Raw genomic sequence first — 15,232 nt, forward strand, 5'->3', positions numbered from 1 at the left:
TGTCAGCCAGATTCATGCCAGTCTACAGCATGACCGGGTATGCCAGTGCCCTGGGGCAACCCCCGCAAAACCCGGATCAAGTGCCCGCGCCGCAACTCGCGGTCGAGCTGCGCTCGGTCAACGGACGCTTTCTGGATCTATCTCTTCGTTTGCCCGACGAACTGCGCCACCTGGAGCCCCCCATCCGCGACGCGATTGCGCAGGGCATCCGGCGCGGCAAGGTGGAATTGCGCATCGCCGCCGGGCGCGAGGGCGACCACGCCCTGCCTCGCCTGAACCCGGGCACCCTGGATCAACTGGCCGAACTCCAAAGTCAGTTGCGGGCGCGCTTTCCGTCTGCCAGCCCCTTTGCCGTTCAGGAATTGCTGCATTGGTGCCGTCAGGGCAGCACCCAACCGGCCTGGGACGACGGCTGGTTATTGAAATTGGTTCAACAGTGCGTGGACGGCCTGCGCGAGGCGCGCGCGCGTGAAGGCGACCGGCTGACCCTGATCCTCCTGGACAAGATTGCGCAACTGCGGGTTTTGGCCGAACGCGCCGAGCCGCTTGTGCCCGCCGTGGTGCAGCGCCATCAGGAGCGCTTCCTGCAGCGCTGGCAGGAGGCCCTCAACCAGGCCGGCGCCCTGGCCCATGCCGAGCTTTCAGAGGCTGCGCGCGAGCGCGCCTTGTCGGAGGCGGCGGCCCATGCCATCCGCATCGATGTGGCCGAAGAGCTGGCCCGGCTGCGCGCCCACCTGGATGAGATCGAGGCCCAGCTGCGCAAGGGCGGAGAACTGGGCAAGCGGCTGGACTTTCTGATCCAGGAGCTGCATCGTGAAGCCAATACCCTGGGGTCCAAATCCACTGCACTGGAGCTGTCCGCCATTTCGGTCGACATGAAGGTGCTGATCGAACAGATGCGCGAACAAGTGCAGAACATCGAATGAACACACCTCTCCCCCTTGACACCCCGGGCAACCTTTTTGTCGTGTCTGCACCGAGCGGCGCCGGAAAAAGCAGCCTGGTCAATGCCCTGCTGGAGCTCGATGCCAAGCTCGCAGCCTCCATTTCGCACACCACCCGCGCCCCGCGTGGGCAAGAGCAGGATGGCCGCGAGTACTGGTTCATCAGCCGCGAGGAGTTCCGCGCCAAGATTGAGCACGATGACTTCCTTGAGTGGGCAGAGGTTGTTGGGAATCTCTACGGCACGTCGAAGGCGGGCATTGAGGCCCGCCTAGCCCACGGCGAGGACGTTGTCTTGGAGATCGATTTCCAAGGTGCGCTGCAAGTGAAGCAGATGTTCCCGATGGCGACGCTGATCTTCATCCTTCCCCCAAGTTGGGAGGAACTTCGCTTGCGATTGCAGCGCCGAGGCGACACCGAGCCAGATGTGATCGAGCGACGCATGGCCAACGCCCGCGTCGAAGTGGCGCAGGCCAAGCACTTCGATTTCGTGGTCGTGAACGCCCTGTTCGAGACCGCCCTCTTCGATCTGAAGGCGATCGTTCACGCGCAGCGTCTAAAATACGCGGCTCAGCTCCGGCACCGCTCGGCGGTGTTCCAGGCGCTGGACCTCTGTTGACCCCTTGCTAGCAAACGAGAACCATGGCCCGCATCACTGTTGAAGACTGCCTGGAAAAGATCCCCAACCGCTTCCAGCTCGTGTTGGCCGCGACCTATCGCGCCCGCATGCTCAGCCAGGGTCATTCGCCCAAGATTGAGAGCAAGAACAAGCCGGGCGTGACGGCCCTGCGCGAAATTGCCGCTGGCGAAGTGGGTCTGGAAATGCTGCGTCGCGTGCCCATCTGAAGCCGCACACTCTGAAAGAAAGGCGCCCACGGGCGCCTTTCTGTTTTTTCGCTTGGCACCGCACTCCAAAACCGGCCCGGGCCATCGAGTAAATTCGACGCATGCTGCGCACCTTTGCCGCTGTCCGCTGGCCGGGCAGCCGCCCCAACCGTCCCACGAACGAAACCCCGGCCACCCATGCGGCCTCGTTCGAGGTGCTGGCGCCGCACCTGAACTACCTCAGCAAGGCTGACATCAAGCGCGTGCGTGAGGCGTTCCGCTTCGCGGACAACGCCCACCTGGGCCAGCTACGTGCCAGCGGCGAGCCGTACATCACGCACCCTCTGGCGGTGGCAGGCATCTGCGCCGAATGGCGACTGGACGCCCAGGCCATCATGGCCGCGCTGATGCACGACGCCATGGAAGATTGCGGCGTCACCAAGGTCGAACTGATCGAAAAGTTCGAGGCGCCGACCGCCGAGTTGGTGGATGGCCTCACCAAGCTGGACAAGCTGCAGTTCTCCACCAAGGAGGAGTCGCAGGCTGAGTCGTTCCGCAAGATGCTGCTGGCGATGGCACGCGACGTGCGGGTCATCCTGATCAAGCTGGCCGACCGCCTGCACAACATGCGCACGATGGACGCGATGGCACCCGCCAAGCAGCGACGCATCGCGCGCGAGACGCTCGAGATCTTTGCGCCTATCGCGCACCGACTCGGTCTGAACCAGACCTACCGGGAGCTGCAGGACCTCAGCTTCCGCTACGAACACCCCTGGCGCCATGCCTTGCTCGAAAAGGCTGTGGGCAAGGCGCGGGGGCATCGGCGCGATCTGGTGGCGCGCATCGAGCAGGACGTGCGCAAGTCCTTCGCCAAGGCCAGCTTGAATGTGGATGTGCAGGGCCGGGAAAAGACCCTGTATTCGATTTACCGGAAGATGCGCGACAAGCACCTGAGCTTTGCCCAGGTCAGCGACATCTTCGGTTTCCGCATCGTGGTGGACGAGCTGCCGCAGTGCTATCTGGCCCTGGGCGTGTTGCACCAGCTCTACAAGCCGCAGCCCGGACGCTTCAAGGACTACATCGCCATCCCCAAGCCGAACGGCTACCAGAGCCTGCACACGACGCTGGTCTCGCCCCTCGGAACCGCGGTGGAGTTCCAGATCCGCACCGAGGCCATGCACCAGGTGGCCGAACAAGGCGTGGCGGCGCATTGGCTCTACAAGAACAAGGGCAAGGGGACCGACGCGCAATCGCTCGGCTCGCGCCTGCTGCAGTCGCTGCTGGACATCCAGAACGAGACACGCGACGCGCGCGAATTTCTGGAGCATGTGCGCATCGATCTGTTCCCGGATTCGGTCTACGTCTTCACGCCGCGTTCGCGCATCCTGGCCCTGCCCAAGGGCGCGACGCCCGTCGACTTCGCCTACGCCATCCACTCCGACATCGGTGACCACTGTGTGGCCGCTCAGGTCAATGGCGAGATGGTGCCGCTGCGCACCGAACTGCGCAGCGGCGATGTGGTGGAGATCGTCACGGCGCCCAGCGCCCGCCCGAACCCTGCGTGGCTGAGCTTCGTGCGCACCGGCCGGGCGCGCAGCAAGATCCGCCACCACCTCAAGACCCTGGCGCACGAGGAATCGCGCGAACTGGGGCTGAAGCTGCTGGCGCAGGCCCTGCGTGCCGAAGGCATGGCGCTCCCGGCCCTGGAAGGTGAGTCCGCACCGCTCTGGCAGAACCTGGCGCGTTGGGCCGGGCATCGCAATGCCGACGAGTTGCTGATGGAGATCGGCGTCGGTCGCAAGATCGCCAGCATGGTGGCCAAGCAACTCTCGCGCATGCTGGTCGAGGCTGGCCAGCGCCCGGACACCGTGCTGCTCAGCATGGGGCGCTTTGCCGAAGACGAGAGCGCCCAGGCAGCCGTGGTGCTGCTGGATGGCAGCGAGGGCGCATCCGTGCGCTACGCCAGTTGCTGCCACCCGATCCCGGGCGACGAGATTCGGGGCTATCTGGGCCGAGGCGAAGGGCTGCTGGTGCACACCGCCGAGTGCCAGACCGGCCGGCGCGTGTTCCAGCGCGACAGCGAGCACTGGATCGATGTGGCCTGGGCGGACGAGCTTCAGCACGCGTTTGAGGCCGAGGTCGGTGTGCTGATGAACAACGTCAAGGGCGCACTGGCGCAAGTGGCGGCGGGTGTCAGCCAGGCCGAGGCCGACATCACGCACGTGGAGATGAACAAGGATTCGGACGTGGCCCGCGAAACCGCGGAGATGCGCATGCTGATCGCCGTGCGCGACCGCCATCACCTGGCCGATGTGCTGCGCGTGGTGCGCCGGGTCTCGCCCGTGATGCGCGTGTGGCGCATCAAACCTTAGCCGGGTAGCTCACTTCCAACACTTCGAGCGCTTCATCGCCGCCCGGGGTGCGCAGCACCACCTCGTCGCCCACGCGGGCGCGCAACAGGGCGCGCGCCACCGGGGCCACCCAGCTGATCTCGCCGGACAGGCTGTCGGCCTCGTCAACGCCCTTGATGGTGACCGTGCGCTCTTCGCCGCGCGCATTGGCGAAGGTGACGGTGGCGCCAAAGAACACCTGTTCGCTGCCGTGATGCACGCTGGGGTCGACGACCTCGGCGATTTCCAGGCGCTTGGTCAGGAAGCGGATGCGCCGGTCGATCTCGCGCAGGCGCTTCTTGCCGTACAGGTAATCGCCGTTCTCGCTGCGGTCCCCGTTCGAGGCCGCCCAGTGCACGATCTCCACCACCCGCGGCCGCTCCTCATCGAGCAGGTGCAACAACTCAGCACGCAGCCGCGCGTGGCCCGCCGGCGTCATGTAGTTGCGCTGACCGGGAGGCAGGGGCGGTAGCGCGGGTGCATCGCCGTCTTCGGCGTCGTCCGCATCGCTTTCGCGTGTGAAGGCCTTGCTCATGTCGATTGCACAAAGAAAAACGGGTCGATGCGAAGCATCGACCCGTTCAGATGTTGGCGCGGCTGGCAGGATTCGAACCCACGACCCCTTGGTTCGTAGCCAAGTACTCTATCCAACTGAGCTACAGCCGCTTTGCATAAACCCGGCGGGCCGGGATCTGCGATTTCTAATTTCTTCTTGATTCCAACAATTTCTGGCGCGGCTGGCAGGATTCGAACCCACGACCCCTTGGTTCGTAGCCAAGTACTCTATCCAACTGAGCTACAGCCGCCGAAAGACAGAGACTATAACAAGAAATTTGAATGATCATCAAGTGGCGCGCGCGGCTTTTTCCAAGCAATGCAGCCGCTGCTCGCTGTCTTCAAACTGCTCGGCCAGCTCTGCCATGCGCAACCAGGCGCGGCGGCGCTGGTTGGCGCTGAGCCGCTGCTCTTCGGCTGCCGTGCCCAGCACTTGTCGCGCCTTGCCCCAGAGCTGCAATTCGGCCAGCGTGTGACCCAGGGCCAGCGGTAGTTGCACATTGCGCGGGAAGCGCGCAACGGCCTCCTCCAGGCGCGCCAGCCAATCGGCCCCGATGCCCGACGTGCACAGGGCCAGCGCATCAGCCAGCACGCCGCGCTCTTCCTCACTGAGTTGGGCGAGCTGATCCCAGAGCGGACGAATCCAGGCGCGTGCATCGGCCGCGGCACCCTGCGCGGCCATGGTCTCGGCGGCGCGCGCCACCACGAAGGGATCACGCCGGTCGCTCGCATCCAGTTGCAGCCACAGGCCACGCAACTGGTCGACATCGCGCGCACTGGCCAGCACATCGAAAGCCAGCGAGCGCATCAGGCTCTGCGCCACGCCGGCGGAAAAGCCCTGGTGCTTGGCCAGCAGACGCGCGGTGCGCAGGGCCTCCAGCGGGCGCTCGGCCATGCGGGCCGCCTGCAGCCGCAGGCGCAAGGCCTGCGTTCGGCGCGCGGCACCGGCCGGCAACTCGGCCAGCAGGTCCAGTGCACGGGGCGCGTCGCGGTCGTCCAGGGCCCAGCCCACGGCCATCAGTCGGGCGGCTTCCTCATGGGCGCGCGCTTGGCCCTGGCTGGCGCACAGCCGCAGCGCGGTGTCCCATTGCTCCTGGCGGCGCGTGCGGTCTTGCAGGCGGTGCGCGGCTTCGGCGGCCAACAGGTGCGCCAGTGCCAACGCACCGGCATCGGCCTGCAACTCGGGGGTCTTGGCGTTCAGTGTGAGCAGGCGCTGCACCACGCGCTGGGCACGCGAAAAGCGCGCGCCCCAGAGCGACACCAGCGCCTCGCGCAGCAACTGCTGCGCGCCGCGATCGCGCTGGGCCAGCCGCCAGGCGCGGGCGCGCTCGGGCAGGCCGAACAGCAGGCTCAGGGTATGCAGCAGGGCGAACACCAGCAGGCAGGCGCCCACCATCAGCAGCAGAAAGAGGTTCAGTGACAGGTCGACGCGCCAACCGGACCAGAACAAGCTGACCAGGCCGTCATTGCGCCCCAACGTCAGCGCCGCCACCGCGGCAGCGGTGAACAGCAGGATCAACCAGACGATGCCGCGCATCAGCGCACACCCGCCACGGCGGCCAGAGCGGCCAGGCTGTCCTCAGGCCGGGGCAGCTGGATAGGCCGGGCCTGGCCCTGCACCTGGCGCAGCAACTCCATGGCCAACTGGGTGCGGCGCTGGCGGGCGTCCGCGTAGCGCTCCACTAGGCCCAGTGCGGCACGCAGGTCGGCCTGAGCGCCTTCGTACTGCCGCGACATCAGCGCCAAGCGGGCGTTCAACAGGCGCAGCTTGAGGTTCTCGCGCAGGAAATAGCTCTGCTCGGGCGCGATCAGCATGGCGTCGGCATGCTCGATGCGGGTCACCCGCACCAGGTCTTTGACCTCACTCCAGGCCTCGCCCGCGCGCAGGCCGAGCCAGCGCTGCCATTCCTGCCAGCGCGGCTCCGGTGCACTGGCCGGCTTGGCCGGCGCCGAGGCAGGCGCTGCGCGCTGCAGGCGCTGCGGCTCGACCAGCAGGGGCAGCTCGTCCACCAGGCGCGTCACTTCATCGAGGCGGAGTGCCAGCGTGGCGTTGTCGACCGCGCCCACGGCCTTGACGCGATCGAGGTCGCGCAGCATGGCGCGGCGCACACCCTCCAGGCGCGGTTGCTTGTGGCGCTGCAGGCGTTCCTCCCCCTGCTTGAGCGCCGCCACCAGCGGCTCGGCGCTGGCAAAGAGCTGCGCCTGCTGACTGGCCAGGCGCAGGCTGGCTTCCAGGTCGCCGACAACGTTCTCGTCGCGCGAGCGCGAAAGCGAAGAGAGCAGCTCTTCCAGCTGGCTGCGCTGCACCGCCACCTCGGCCAGACGCGCCTCGGCCAAGGCCAGCTTGGCAGCCAGGTCGCGCACCTGTTCCTGAGTTTGCTGAGCGGCCTGGCGGGCTTCACCGGCAAGGCTCTGCGTGCCGGCCTGGCGGCGCACCAGCTCCTGCTCCAGTTCGCGCACCCGGGTCTGTGACTGCCAAGCCAGGCCCAGTGCGGCCAGGCTCAGGCCGGCCAGCACGGCCCCCATCCACCAGGGGGCTGCAGGGGCGCGCGGGCCCGGGTTGGCGGGCGGAACGGGGCTGGGTTCGGGGGATTGGGGGGTCTCGGCAGACATCCGGAAGATTCTAGGCAGCGGCCCAGTGCCGCCAGGCCTGGGCGACGGCCTCGGGGTCGGCGCGCAGTTCCCGCACCGCCAGCCCGGCCTTGCGCGCCACGGCTGCGATGCGCGGGTGCGAGGCCAGCACCGTGGCACCGGGGCCAAAAACGTCCAGCTGCAGGCCGTGCTCCAGCGACTGGGTACTCGTCAGCAGCCACAGCGCCGGCTGAGCACGCAGGGCCCGGGCCTGCCGGGCCCAGTCGCCCTCGGCGGGTGGCGCCATGCGCCGGTAGACCGACAGGGCCTGCACCTTGGCGCCCTGATCCACCAGGCGTTCGGCCAGCCATTCGCGGCCGCCGTCGCCGCGCAGCAGCAGCACATCCGCATCGCGCCAGCCGCCCAACCGCTCCAGCAGCGGCCAGAGGGATTCGGACTCGAAGCGTTCGCTGTCCTCCGGGGGGCACAGCACCTGGCCCACACCCCGCTCGCGCAGGGCATGCGCAGTGCCTGGTCCCACGCAGGCAGCCCAGGTGGCTGCCGGCCAGCGGGACCAATCGCCCGCGTCGAGCGCCGTCACCGCACTGGGGCTGACGAAGACGGCGAGGCGCGGCGCCTGCCGCAGGGCAGACCAGGCCTTGGCCACGGCGTCCGGGTCGGCCGCGGGGCCGATGACGATCAGGGGCAGACCCTGCACCGGCACGCCGAGCGCCTGCAGCGCGCTGCGCCAACGCGCTTGCTGGGCCTGCGGTGCCGTCAGGACCAGGGGGCCGCGCATCAGGCGGGGAGCTGGGCGCCCTGGTCCAACAAGGCCTGGGCCGCGCGGGCGCCCAGGGCCTCGGCGGCGGCTTGGTCGGCGGCCGGCCCGCTCACCTGGGCGCGCAGCAGCGCACCCTGTTCACCCTCAGGCGCCCCCAGGGCCACGTTCAAGAAGAGTGCACTGCCCTGCCATTGCGCATGGGCCGCCAGCGGCATCGAGCAGCTCCCCCCCAGCCGGCGCGAGACCTCGCGCTCGGCCGCGCAGGCCAGCCAGGTCGGCTGATGGGCCAAGCTGGCCAGGCGCTCGCGCAGCGCGTGGTCGCCTGCGCGTACCTCAATGCCCAGCGCGCCCTGGCCGGCGCAGGGGATCAGTTCGTCCAGCGCAAAGTGCGAGCGAATGCGCTCCCCCAGCTCCAGGCGCTTCAGGCCGGCAGCGGCCAGCACGATGGCGTCAAAACCGCCTTCGTCGAGCTTGCGCAGGCGGGTGTCCAGATTGCCCCGCAGCGGCAGGATTTCCAGATCGGGCCGGCGTGCCTTGAGCTGGCTGGCGCGGCGCAGGCTGGAGGTACCCACCTTCGCGCCTTGGGGCAGATCGTCCAGCTTGGCAAAGCCCGGGCTGACGAAGGCGTCGCGCGGGTCCTCGCGCTCCATCACGCAGGCCAGGGCGAAGGCATCGGGCAGCGCCATCGGCACGTCCTTGAGCGAATGCACGGCCAGATCGGCCTCGCCCAGTTCCAGCGCCACTTCCAGTTCTTTCACGAACAGGCCCTTGCCGCCGACCTTAGAGAGGCTGCGGTCGAGGATTTCGTCACCGCGGGTACTCAGAGGCACCAGCTCGACCTGCACGCCCCACTCGTTTTGCAGGCGGTCTCGCACATGCTCGGCCTGCCACAGGGCCAGACGGCTTTTGCGGGTGGCAATTCGCAGAATTTCGCTCATGCGCAGGATGCTATCTGGCAGGCGAAGGCGGCTTCGCCCTGGGGAGGAAACTCTTGCCGAACGTCAAAGTAACTCGGTTACATTGTTTTGGCCTTTTCAAGTTACATCGACCATGCCACGCCCTGCCCGCTCCAAAGCACCCGCTGCCCAACCTGAAGCCGACAAGGATCAGCCGCTGCGCGAGGACATCCGCCTGCTCGGCCGCCTGCTGGGCGAGGTGATCCGCGACCAGGAGGGCCGCGAAGCCTTCGAGCTGGTGGAGCGCATCCGCCAACTTTCGGTGGCCTGGCGGCGCGGGCAGGACCAGCAAGCCGGTCGCCAATTCGATCGCCTGCTCAAGGGCCTCTCGGCCGATCAGGCGGTGATGGTGATCCGCGCCTTCAGCTACTTCTCGCACCTGGCGAACCTGGCCGAGGACCGGCACCATGTGCGCCGGCGCGAACACCATGAGCGCGCCGGGCATCTGCAGGCGGGCTCGCTGGCCTACAGCCTGGAGGCCCTGCACAGCGCCGGCGTGCGGCCGGTGGAAATTGGCGCCCTGCTGCAGCGCGCGCACATCTCACCGGTGCTGACGGCCCACCCCACCGAGGTGCAGCGCAAGTCCATCCTGGACGCCGAGCGCGCCATCGCCCACCTGCTGGCGCAGCGCGACGCGCCCTTGAGCGAACGCGAACAGCGCGCCAACGAGGAGCTGATGCGCGCCCGAATCACCCAGCTCTGGCAGACGCGCATGCTGCGCTACTCGAAGCTGACGGTGGCAGACGAGATCGAAAACGCGCTTTCGTACTACCCGGCCACCTTCCTGAGCGAAATCCCGCGCCTGTACGCCGAGCTGGAAGCCGCCCTGCCCGGCCAGAACCTTCCCGCCTTCCTGCGCATGGGCCACTGGATTGGCGGCGACCGCGACGGCAACCCGAATGTGGGTGCCGCCACCCTGCGCCATGCGCTGAAGCGCCAGAGCGAAGTGGTGCTGCGCCATTACCTGACCGAGCTGCACGAGCTCGGCGCCGAGCTGTCGATCTCGGCGCGCCTGGCGCGCATCACGCCCGAGATGCAGGCCCTGGCCGAACGCAGCCCGGACCGCAACGAGCACCGCCTGGACGAGCCCTACCGCCGCGCGCTGACCGGCATGTACGCGCGCCTGGCCGCCACCCTGCACGAGCTGACCGGCACCGAGGCCCTGCGCCATGCCGTGGCGCCGCAGGACGCCTACCGCGACCCCGAGGAGCTGCTGGCCGATCTGCGCACCATCGAGGCCTCGCTGCGCCATCACCATGCGGATGCCCTGATCGCCCCGCGCCTGACACCGCTGATGCGGGCCCTCAGCGTGTTCGGCTTCCACCTCGCCACCCTGGACCTGCGCCAGAGCAGCGACCAGCACGAGGCCGTCGTGGCCGAACTGCTGCTGGCCGCGCGCATCGAGCCCGAGTACAGCGCGCTCGACGAACTGGCCAAGCGCGCCCTGCTGCTGCGACTGCTGGGCGAGGCGCGGCCGCTGCGCGTCATCGGCCACGCCTACAGCGAGAAGTCCCTGGGCGAGTTGGCGGTGTTCGAGGCCGCCCAGGAAGCCCTGCAACGGTTCGGGCGCGACGCCATCCGCCACGCCATCATTTCGCACACCGAGTCGGTGTCGGACCTGCTGGAAGTGCTGCTGCTGTGCAAGGAAGTCGGCCTGCTGCGGGGTCGCCTGGGTGAAGACGCGCACTGCGCGCTGATCGTCTCGCCGTTGTTCGAGACCATTGGCGATCTGCGCGAGGCACCGGCCATCATGCGCGAGTTCTACGCCCTGCCCGGCATCCCCGAGCTGGTGATGGCCAGCGGCGGCGAGCAGGACGTGATGCTGGGCTACTCCGACTCCAACAAGGACGGCGGCGTCTTCACCAGCAACTGGTCGCTCTACCGTGCCGAGATCGCCCTGGTCGAGCTGTTCGACGAGCTGCGCGCCCGCCACGGCGGGCCGATCCTGCGCCTGTTCCACGGCCGCGGCGGCACCGTGGGCCGCGGCGGCGGCCCGAGCTACCAGGCCATCCTGGCCCAGCCCCCAGGCACGGTGAACGGGCAGATCCGTCTGACCGAGCAGGGTGAAGTCATCGCCTCCAAGTACGCCAACGCCGAGATTGGCCGGCGCAACCTGGAAACCCTGGTGGCCGCCACGCTGGAAGCCAGCCTGCTGCACCCCACGCAAGACGCACCGGCCAAGTTCCTGGAGGCCGCGCAGACCCTGTCGGACGAGAGCTTCGGTGCCTACCGCCGCCTGGTCTACGAGACCGAGGGCTTTGCCGACTACTTCTTCGCCGCCACGCCGATCCGCGAGATCGCCGAACTCAACATCGGCTCGCGCCCGGCCAAGCGCCCCGGCAGCGGCGGCGGCCCCAAGGCCATCGAGGGCCTGCGCGCCATTCCCTGGGGCTTCAGCTGGGGCCAGGCCCGCGTGGCCCTGCCGGGCTGGTGCGGCTTCGGCTCGGGCGTGATGGCCTACCTGGGCGAGGAAGGCACGAAGGAGCGCACCCAGCGTCTGAGCCTGCTGCGCAAGATGCACAAGCAGTGGCCCTTCTTCCGCACCCTGCTCTCCAACCTGGACATGGTGCTGGCCAAGAGCGACTTGGAACTGGCCGCGCGCTATGTGGAGCTGGTGGAGGACAAGAAGCTGGGCCGGCGCATCTTTGCCGCCATCAAGGCCGAGTTCGCGCGTACCGAGGAGGCCCTGGGCCTGATCACCGGCGAGACGCAGCGCCTGGCCGGCAACCCTTCGCTGGCGCGCTCCATCGCCCACCGCTTCCCCTACATCGACCCGCTGAACCACCTGCAGGTGGAGCTGATGCGGCGCTACCGCCAGCTGTCGAGTGACAAGCAGGTCGACCCGACGGTGATGGAGCGCGTGCAGCGCGGCATTCATCTGTCCATCAACGGCATCGCCGCGGGCCTGCGCAACACCGGTTGAACCCAGGGGCAGCCGACAGGCCCTGCCCAGTACGATCCCAGGCTCTTCAAACAGACAGGGAGCGCTAATTGCGCAGGGCTTGGGGTTGCACACGCAGGAGCTGGCTGGCGGCCTGCGCCTCCGTTCCGGGGCTGGCGGGCGCTCAAGGGGCGCAAGGCGCTCAGCTCACGCTCACCCTGCTGGAAGGGCCGGCGGCGCTGGTGATCGGCGCGCAGGCCTTTGACGCTCAGGAAGGCCTGCGGCTGGCCGCCGGCGCGCTGATCGAAACCGGGGCCAACACCGGCCTGCTGCGCCTTGAGGGCGCGGACGGCAGCCTGATCGACCTGGGCCCCGGCAGCCGCGCGCTGCTGCAGCCGCCCCGGCGCGGCACCGCTTCGCCCGGGCTGTACCTGCTGTCGGGCTGGGTCAAGCTGCAAAGCGGGCCCAAGCAGCCGCACGGCGGGCTGCTCAGCCCGCTGCTCGAACTCGAACCCACATCGGGTTCGGTGGTGCTGCAGGTCAGCGCCAGCCAGGTGGCGCTGTTCTGTGAAGGCGGCTCGGTCAAGCTGATCGAACGCGCTGGCGCCAAGGCCCGTCAACTTGTGGCCGCCGGCGCCAGCTACCAGCGCCAGGGCAGCAAGGGCGGCGAGCTGCTGCCCCGCCCGGACCCGGCCTGGCTGCGCACCGTGCCGCGCGCCTTTCGCGACCCCATCCCGCCGCGCCTGGCCCGCTTCAGCGGCGCCGCGCCCACGCCCGCCGCCCAGCCCGCGCCGCGCTACGAAAACCTGGCCGCCTGGTTGCAGGCCGAGCCCGGCCTGCGACGCGAGTTCCCGCGCCGCTTTGCCCCGCTGGTGCGCGACCCGGCCTTCCGCGCCGAAGTCGCCAAGAACCTCGGCGCCCACCCCGAGTGGGAGCCGGTGCTCTTTCCCGAACGATTCCAAAAACCCGCCTCGGCCCCCGCCTCCGGAGTTCGCCCATGAAACTGCTCGTCAAGTTCAACCTGCTCTACGTGCTGGCCATGCTGCTGGGCATCGGCAGCAGCGGGCTGATTGCCCGCAACATGCTGCAGGACAACGCGCGCGAAGAGGTGCTGAACAGCGCCCGCCTGATGATGGACAAGGCCGTGGCCGTGCGTGCCTACACCAGCAAGCAGATCACCCCGCTGCTGGAAACGCAGATGAAGTACGAGTTCCTGCCGCAGTCGGTGCCCAGCTACTCAGCCGTGGAGGTGCTGTCGGCCGTGCAGGCCAAACACCCCGAGTTCGCCTACAAGGAAGCCACGCTGAACCCCACCAACCCGCGCGACCGCGCCGTGGGCTGGGAGGTGGACATCGTCAGCCAGTTCCGCAGCAACGGGGAACTGAAGGAATTCGTCGGTGAGCGCGACACGCCGATGGGTCGCTCGCTCTTCATCTCGCGCCCGCTGCGCATCACCGACCCGGCCTGCCTGCGCTGCCACTCCAGCGTGGAAGCCGCGCCCAAGACCATGGTGGACAAATACGGCCCGGCCAACGGCTTCGGCTGGGCGCACAACGAGGTGGTGGGGGCGCAGATCATGTCCGTGCCCATGAACCTGCCGCTGGAGCGCGCCGAGCGCTCGTTCAAGCTCTTCATCAGCGCACTGGTGGGCGTGTTCGTGGCCGTGGGCGTGCTGCTCAACGTCGCCATCTGGGCCTTCGTGGTGCGCCCGGTCACGCGCCTGTCGGCCTTGGCCGACCGCGTCAGCCAGGGCGACCTGGAAGCGCCCGAGTTCGCCACCGGTTCCAGCGATGAAATCGGCACGCTGGCGCAGTCCTTCGCCCGTATGCGCGCCAGCGTCGTCCAAGCCATGAAGATGTTGGAAAGCTGATGCCGCTGCCTCTTCCTGAGAAGCTCGGCAAGTACCAGATCAGCGGGGTGCTGGGCGAAGGCGCCATGGGCGTCGTCTACAAGGGTTTCGACCCCGACATCGGTCGGGTGGTGGCGCTCAAGACCATCCGCCGCGCGCTCGACGACGGCTCGGACGCGGCGGACTCCATCACCGCCCGCTTTCGCAACGAGGCGCGCGCCGCCGGGCGCCTGCAGCACCCCGGCATCGTGGCGGTGTACGACTTCGGCCAGGACGAGGACGTGGCCTTCATCGCCATGGAGTTCGTCGAGGGCAGCAACCTCTCGCACTACCTGGGCCGCAAGGTGCGCTTCACCGATGAGGACATCCTCAGCGTGATGACGCAGCTGCTGGACGCGCTGGAGCATGCGCACGACCAGGGCGTCTGGCACCGCGACATCAAGCCCGCCAATCTGATGATGACGCGCGGCGGCAAGCTCAAGGTGGCGGACTTCGGCATCGCCCGCATCGAGTCCGCCGGTCTGACGCTGGCCGGCGGCCTGATCGGCACGCCCTCCTACATGGCGCCCGAGCAGTTCCTGGGCAACCCGATCGACCGGCGCGTCGACCTCTACGCCGCCGGCGTGCTGCTCTACCAGCTGCTGACCGGCCAGCAGCCCTTCGTGGGCAGCACCGAGCGCCTGATGCACAAGGTGCTGAACGAAACGCCGCGGCCGCCCTCCACCTTGGAGTTCGGCCTCAGCCGGCCGCCCGGCTACGACGCCATCGTGGCCAAGGCCCTGGCCAAGGACCCGGAGGACCGCTTTGCCAATGCGGCGGCGTTCCGCACGGCCCTCACGCAGGGCATCGGCACGCCGCTGGCGGCCACGGTGTCGGACGCCACCGTCATCGCCGTGCCGCTGCGCCGCCCACAGGTGCCGGCCGACGACAAGACCCAGCTGGTGACGCGCGGCAGCGAAGCCTCCACCGGCGCCGCGCCGCCACCCACGCATTTCGACGCCAAGGCACTGAGCCAGGTCGAACAGACGCTGGCGCGCCATGTGGGCCCGCTGGCGGCCGTGATGGTGCGGCGCACCGCGCGCCAGAGTGCCGACCTGCCCGATCTCTGCCAGCGCCTGGCCGAGCAAGTGGCCGACGACACCGCTCGCAACGCCTTTCTGGAGCAGATCGCGCAAGGGGCCGGCCGTTCCACCGGTTCGGTCTCGGCTACCCGGCTGGCCGAGGTGGACCCCGAGCTGCAAGCCAAGGCCGAGAAGCTGCTGGCGCAGCTGATCGGCCCCATCGCCCGGGTGCTGGTGAAGAAGGCCGCCAGCAGCCCGCGCGAGGTCTTTGCCGCGCGCCTGGCCGAGGCCATCAACGACCCGGTGCAGCGCCAGCGCTTCCTGACCGAGCTGGACCGGCTTTGAGGCCCGGGGGCTTCGTCCCCCCCTGACCCAGACACGAGCCCTTACCGAGGCCTCCGGTCATCACCCTAGACTGCCG

General features: G+C 68.5%; 13 protein-coding genes and 2 tRNA genes. 8 read left to right on the forward strand and 7 right to left on the reverse strand.

The window, feature by feature from the left end:
• Positions 1–14: 14 nt before the first annotated feature.
• The 4 genes from I7X39_RS17675 (at position 15) to I7X39_RS17690 (ending at position 4,139) form a co-directional block, all read left to right on the forward strand.
• The gene (locus I7X39_RS17675; protein ID WP_198112492.1) at positions 15–926 is read left to right on the forward strand and encodes a YicC/YloC family endoribonuclease; all 912 of its coding nucleotides are present in this window, start codon (positions 15–17) and stop codon (positions 924–926) included.
• Positions 923–1,561 (forward strand): guanylate kinase, encoded by a 639-nt coding sequence (gene gmk, locus I7X39_RS17680; protein WP_198112493.1) that lies wholly within the window; start codon positions 923–925, stop codon positions 1,559–1,561. Before I7X39_RS17675 ends, gmk begins: the two co-directional genes overlap by 4 nt.
• Positions 1,562–1,584: 23 nt before the next feature.
• Complete coding sequence (gene rpoZ, locus I7X39_RS17685; RefSeq protein ID WP_198112494.1) at positions 1,585–1,788, forward strand: DNA-directed RNA polymerase subunit omega; 204 nt, start codon at positions 1,585–1,587, stop codon at positions 1,786–1,788.
• A gap of 101 nt (positions 1,789–1,889) precedes the next feature.
• The gene (locus I7X39_RS17690) at positions 1,890–4,139 is read left to right on the forward strand and encodes a RelA/SpoT family protein (RefSeq protein ID WP_198112495.1); all 2,250 of its coding nucleotides are present in this window, start codon (positions 1,890–1,892) and stop codon (positions 4,137–4,139) included.
• Here the strand turns inward: I7X39_RS17690 and greB are convergent.
• The 7 genes from greB to hemC form a co-directional block, all read right to left on the reverse strand.
• On the reverse strand, positions 4,129–4,692 hold the full coding sequence (greB, locus tag I7X39_RS17695; protein WP_198112496.1) for a transcription elongation factor GreB: 564 nt from the start codon (positions 4,690–4,692) through the stop codon (positions 4,129–4,131). The two genes, I7X39_RS17690 and greB, sit on opposite strands and share 11 nt — an antisense overlap.
• 54 nt (positions 4,693–4,746) lie before the next feature.
• Positions 4,747–4,823: transfer RNA gene (locus I7X39_RS17700), tRNA-Arg, on the reverse strand.
• Between the two features lie 63 nt (positions 4,824–4,886).
• Positions 4,887–4,963: transfer RNA gene (locus I7X39_RS17705), tRNA-Arg, on the reverse strand.
• A 38-nt stretch (positions 4,964–5,001) separates the two neighbouring features.
• Entirely contained in the window at positions 5,002–6,249 is a 1,248-nt protein-coding gene (locus I7X39_RS17710; protein ID WP_198112497.1) for a heme biosynthesis HemY N-terminal domain-containing protein, read from the reverse strand.
• A complete protein-coding gene (locus I7X39_RS17715; RefSeq protein ID WP_232352034.1) occupies positions 6,249–7,325 on the reverse strand; it encodes a uroporphyrinogen-III C-methyltransferase in 1,077 nt (358 codons plus the stop codon). The genes I7X39_RS17710 and I7X39_RS17715 overlap by 1 nt, the downstream gene beginning before the upstream one ends.
• Positions 7,326–7,335: 10 nt before the next feature.
• A complete protein-coding gene (locus tag I7X39_RS17720; protein ID WP_198112498.1) occupies positions 7,336–8,082 on the reverse strand; it encodes a uroporphyrinogen-III synthase in 747 nt (248 codons plus the stop codon).
• Positions 8,082–9,002, reverse strand: a complete 921-nt coding sequence (gene hemC, locus I7X39_RS17725; protein ID WP_198112499.1) for a hydroxymethylbilane synthase — start codon at positions 9,000–9,002, stop codon at positions 8,082–8,084. The genes I7X39_RS17720 and hemC overlap by 1 nt, the downstream gene beginning before the upstream one ends.
• A gap of 112 nt (positions 9,003–9,114) precedes the next feature.
• Here hemC and ppc point away from each other — a divergent pair, with 112 nt between their 5' ends.
• From ppc to I7X39_RS17745, 4 genes are all read left to right on the forward strand, one after another.
• A complete protein-coding gene (gene ppc, locus I7X39_RS17730) occupies positions 9,115–11,943 on the forward strand; it encodes a phosphoenolpyruvate carboxylase (RefSeq protein ID WP_198112500.1) in 2,829 nt (942 codons plus the stop codon).
• Between the two features lie 68 nt (positions 11,944–12,011).
• On the forward strand, positions 12,012–12,902 hold the full coding sequence (locus I7X39_RS17735) for a FecR family protein (RefSeq protein WP_198112501.1): 891 nt from the start codon (positions 12,012–12,014) through the stop codon (positions 12,900–12,902).
• Positions 12,899–13,771: a Tll0287-like domain-containing protein gene (locus I7X39_RS17740; RefSeq protein WP_198112502.1), complete on the forward strand. Its 873-nt coding sequence runs from the start codon at positions 12,899–12,901 to the stop codon at positions 13,769–13,771. Before I7X39_RS17735 ends, I7X39_RS17740 begins: the two co-directional genes overlap by 4 nt.
• Complete coding sequence (locus I7X39_RS17745; protein ID WP_198112503.1) at positions 13,771–15,156, forward strand: serine/threonine-protein kinase; 1,386 nt, start codon at positions 13,771–13,773, stop codon at positions 15,154–15,156. The genes I7X39_RS17740 and I7X39_RS17745 overlap by 1 nt, the downstream gene beginning before the upstream one ends.
• Positions 15,157–15,232 lie beyond the last annotated feature (76 nt).

The organism is Inhella proteolytica, from assembly GCF_016093275.1.
In the GTDB taxonomy this organism is placed as follows: Bacteria; Pseudomonadota; Gammaproteobacteria; order Burkholderiales; family Burkholderiaceae_C; genus Inhella; species Inhella proteolytica.

Excerpts from the sequence above, each read along its gene's own strand:
- I7X39_RS17710 (WP_198112497.1), bottom strand. The coding sequence starts at position 6,249 with ATGCGCGGCATCGTCTGGTTGATCCTGCTGTTCACCGCTGCCGCGGTG.
- I7X39_RS17675 (WP_198112492.1), top strand. The coding sequence starts at position 15 with ATGCCAGTCTACAGCATGACCGGGTATGCCAGTGCCCTGGGGCAACCC.
- hemC (WP_198112499.1), bottom strand. The coding sequence starts at position 9,002 with ATGAGCGAAATTCTGCGAATTGCCACCCGCAAAAGCCGTCTGGCCCTG.
- I7X39_RS17745 (WP_198112503.1), top strand. The coding sequence starts at position 13,771 with ATGCCGCTGCCTCTTCCTGAGAAGCTCGGCAAGTACCAGATCAGCGGG.
- gmk (WP_198112493.1), top strand. The coding sequence starts at position 923 with ATGAACACACCTCTCCCCCTTGACACCCCGGGCAACCTTTTTGTCGTG.
- ppc (WP_198112500.1), top strand. The coding sequence starts at position 9,115 with ATGCCACGCCCTGCCCGCTCCAAAGCACCCGCTGCCCAACCTGAAGCC.
- I7X39_RS17690 (WP_198112495.1), top strand. The coding sequence starts at position 1,890 with ATGCTGCGCACCTTTGCCGCTGTCCGCTGGCCGGGCAGCCGCCCCAAC.
- I7X39_RS17715 (WP_232352034.1), bottom strand. The coding sequence starts at position 7,325 with ATGTCTGCCGAGACCCCCCAATCCCCCGAACCCAGCCCCGTTCCGCCC.
- rpoZ (WP_198112494.1), top strand. The coding sequence starts at position 1,585 with ATGGCCCGCATCACTGTTGAAGACTGCCTGGAAAAGATCCCCAACCGC.
- greB (WP_198112496.1), bottom strand. The coding sequence starts at position 4,692 with ATGAGCAAGGCCTTCACACGCGAAAGCGATGCGGACGACGCCGAAGAC.
- I7X39_RS17720 (WP_198112498.1), bottom strand. The coding sequence starts at position 8,082 with ATGCGCGGCCCCCTGGTCCTGACGGCACCGCAGGCCCAGCAAGCGCGT.
- I7X39_RS17740 (WP_198112502.1), top strand. The coding sequence starts at position 12,899 with ATGAAACTGCTCGTCAAGTTCAACCTGCTCTACGTGCTGGCCATGCTG.